The 3,562-nt window shown below is 41.9% G+C and carries 2 protein-coding genes and 1 pseudogene; all 3 read right to left on the reverse strand.

Features of this window, described 5'->3' with window-relative positions; genetic code table 11:
- A pseudogene (locus tag AAC037_RS21725) lies at positions 1-480 on the reverse strand (amidohydrolase); the annotation flags it as partial.
- A gap of 3 nt (positions 481-483) precedes the next feature.
- Complete coding sequence (locus tag AAC037_RS21730) at positions 484-1,035, reverse strand: DUF2911 domain-containing protein (RefSeq protein ID WP_339905569.1); 552 nt, start codon at positions 1,033-1,035, stop codon at positions 484-486.
- Positions 1,036-1,192: 157 nt separating this feature from the next.
- On the reverse strand, positions 1,193-3,415 hold the full coding sequence (locus AAC037_RS21735) for a PQQ-binding-like beta-propeller repeat protein (protein WP_339905571.1): 2,223 nt from the start codon (positions 3,413-3,415) through the stop codon (positions 1,193-1,195).
- Positions 3,416-3,562: the final 147 nt, after the last annotated feature.

Raw genomic sequence — 3,562 nt, forward strand, 5'->3', positions numbered from 1 at the left:
CAGACCAAGGCTTTTATAAACCTTTAGTCCCTTGGCCCCCATTTTTACGGCATTCTCCATTATAGCAAGAGAATTTTCCGGCCAACCTTCATCATCCAATTTTTCAAAGTCAATATTCATAAAAAGTACAAAACGATCGCTATACTTTTTGTTGACATTATCAAGTGACCATTCGAGGTACTTCCCCCTAAAACCACTCAAATTAACCATTACGGCCATATTAAGCTCATCCATTTCGGCCACCAATTTATCAAGGTTTTGGATGGGCATGGTAAATTGATGATTGTGAACATCTACGAATGGATATTTGGCTTGGGTCAATAGATGTTCCGGAACCTTTAAAGTAGACACAGGTTCGTAGGCTTCCACGTCCATTACATGCAGTCGATATTGTATTTTACCAATCAGCCAATAGCTAAATCCTAGAAAAAGCAATATTGTAAAGGCCAACCACAGCCATTTCTTTTTGGAGAAGCCCATTGTTTATTGAAGGGCTACTGGTATGGTAAAGATCACATCGTCCCATTTAAAGTTGATCACTGCACCGGGTCCTGAAGACTCAATGGCAATGGTAAAAGTCTCAACAATCGTAGGATTCTGCTCTACGGGTGCTTCTACAGTCAAAACATCAAGTTCATGATCAGGTTCTGCTACACCAAAGAATACATCAACTTCACTGTTTAAGGTGACTTTAAATACATCAGGGCCCGGAACTGCATACATCCTATAAGTACCTGCTTCCAACGGCTTTCCACCAAAGACAACATCTTTGTTAAAACTGATTTCTGTGGCAGCATTGGCGCCTAATCGCCAATATTGACCATATGGTTGTAGGGCATCGTCTTCTGCTTCTCCAAAAATTAGCCTGCCTTTTTTGGATGGTTGGCTGTAATCAACAGTAATTTCCAATCCACCTTCATTGTAAGTTGTAGTGGATAGAGGACTTGCCGGTGTGGCTATAAATAATCCGTAGATTACCCAAATAATAAAAATTAAAACAATTACACCTGCTCCAATTAAAATATTCTTTTTCATGTTTGCGTTGTTTAGAATTTGAATTTACACAATTTTTATTGCTTTAGCTTTAAAAAAGCCCTCACAATAGTAGGTACAACTATTTTAGAAGACAAAAATTTATTTTAACCCTTAATAGAAAGCAGTTAGAAAACAATGCCTAAATGTTTTGTTTTAATCAATCCGGCAATGAAAATGCCATTACCGATCCGGCTGTATTTTTCGAATTACCCCCTACAGAAAGTACAACATATTGCTTACCATCCACTTTATAGGTACTTGGGTTGGCATTGGCAAATCCGGGTAAATTAATTTCCCAGCGTTTTTCACCTGTATCTTTGTCAAAAGCACGGAATCTATTGTCTCGAGTTCCTGCTATAAAAACAAGTCCTCCAGCAGTAACTGTGGGACCGGCAGAACCCGCTTCACCCGTCTCTTGTACACCTTCTTGTAGCTCAGGCTTATTGCCCAAAGGGACACTCCAGGCAAAGTCTCCTGTATTTAAATTAATTGCATGTAGCTTTCCCCAAGGTGGTTTTATACCCGGTCTTCCCTTCGAATCTCTGAAATACCCGTAAGCTGTAAGGTTCAGGTACCTGCTAAGACTGCCTTTGGTTTGGCCGGATGGTGATGCTCCTTGGTTATTATTTATTTCTTCTAACAAAGATTTTTCTTGTTGGGGGCTTCCTTTGCTTTCATTCTCGAAGAGGTAAGCCAAAATAGCTTCTTCCTTGGTTTTATCAGTTATTACACTGGAAAAGCTTGGCATTTTACCACCTCCTTGCTTTATTTTGTTAATCACATCACCTTCGCTGATTCGACCTTTTAATCCCACTAGGGAAGGATTTCCTTGCTCATCTCCATTTTTGTCCCTGCCATGACAACTGACACAATAAGTGGAATAGATCGATTCTCCTTGTTTGTAAACCGAAAGATTGGTAATGGCATTTTCAGGCTCCACTTTTTTCATTCGCATGATTTCCGGTGAGTCATTTGACCTGACATATAAAAGGCCGGTAGTAGGATCAAAAGCCGCACCTCCCCAGCTTGATCCTCCTCGTGAACCGGGAAACTGTAAGGTTCCTCTCAAGGATGGAGGTGTAAAAAGTCCCTCATATCGATAAGACCGAAATAATTTTACCAACGAATCCCGAGAGGAAGGCGAGTAATTGGCAAGATCTGTTTCGTCCAAATATTGCTTGGTATAGGGTGCAGGTTTTAGCGGAAAGGGCTGAGTCGGCCAAGCTTCTTCACCGGGAACATCGGAAGCTGGTACAGGCCTTTCTTCGATTGGAAATAAAGACTCTCCGGTTTCTCGGTCCAATACATAAAGAAATCCTACTTTGGAAGTTTGGGCTACGGCATCTATATTTTTGCCATCATGCTTTACGGTTACCAAATTGGGAGGTGCAGGCAAATCGTAGTCCCAAAGATCGTGATGTACCGTCTGAAAGTGCCAGATGTATGCGCCCGTTCGGGCATCGACGGCCACTATGGAGTTGCCAAACAAGTTTTTTCCTTTGCGGTCTGCTCCATAATAATCGTAAGCCGGGGATCCGGTAGAAAAGAAGACCATCCCACGGAAAGCATCCAAACTAAAACCTCCCCAGCTGTTGGCACCACCGGCATACTTGTATGCATCCTTTGGCCATGATTCATAGCCAACTTGTCCTGGTAATGGGATCGTATGAAAAGTCCAAACCAACTCACCAGATCGTACATTATAGGCCCTAACATGCCCCGGCTCTGCACCATAGAGCTCTGAAACCTCAGTGCCCAAGATTAATAAATCTTCGAAAATAATACCCGGTGAAGTAGGGATCACCGATATTTTATCCGGATCACCACGCATACCTTCATTTAAGTCCACCTTACCTTCGTTTCCAAAAGAGGAGATTGGAATTCCGGTAGAAGCATCAATAGCAAAAAGTTTATCCCCACCGGTAAAAAGAATACGTTCGTCTGTTCCATCCTCCCAATACGCTACACCTCTTTTGATTCCGCCTCCTCGCTCACCATCAAAAGGATCAAAACTCCATTTTAATTCTCCATTGGCGGCATCAATAGCAAATAGTCGGCCTCTTGCAGAGGTGCTGTACAAGACATCATCTATGACAATCGGGTTGCTTTCACTGTTTTGTGGTCTGTCCCCGGTAATGCTGTCATTGGGTTCAAAAACCCAGGCCACAGTAAGTTGGGATACATTTTCCTTGTTGATTTGATCAAGTTTCGAGTAACTGGTACTTGCATTATCGGCTTTATAAATGCCCCAATTGGAATAGCTATCCTCTTTTTTTGAACTACAGCTTCCACACCATAACAAAAGTAGAATCATTAGGAGCAACCCGTAAGGTAAAGGGTAAGTCCATTTTTGGGGTCTTGCTGAGAAGTTGGCTTTCATTTTACAGTTTTCTAGGGTTGACTGTGTGTAAATTAATAAAGTTTTTGCAAACGAGAACCTAGTAATTTACTTTACCACTTTTGCCCTGATTTTAGTGACTTCACTAGGGTTGATGGGTCTGGCTTTGTTTCCCCATCTGTTTCGGAT

It is taken from the genome of uncultured Cyclobacterium sp. (assembly GCF_963976465.1).
In the GTDB taxonomy this organism is placed as follows: Bacteria; Bacteroidota; Bacteroidia; order Cytophagales; family Cyclobacteriaceae; genus Cyclobacterium.

Coding starts and splice junctions, on each gene's coding strand:
- AAC037_RS21730 (WP_339905569.1), bottom strand. CDS start 1,035: ATGAAAAAGAATATTTTAATTGGAGCAGGTGTAATTGTTTTAATTTTT.
- AAC037_RS21735 (WP_339905571.1), bottom strand. CDS start 3,415: ATGAAAGCCAACTTCTCAGCAAGACCCCAAAAATGGACTTACCCTTTA.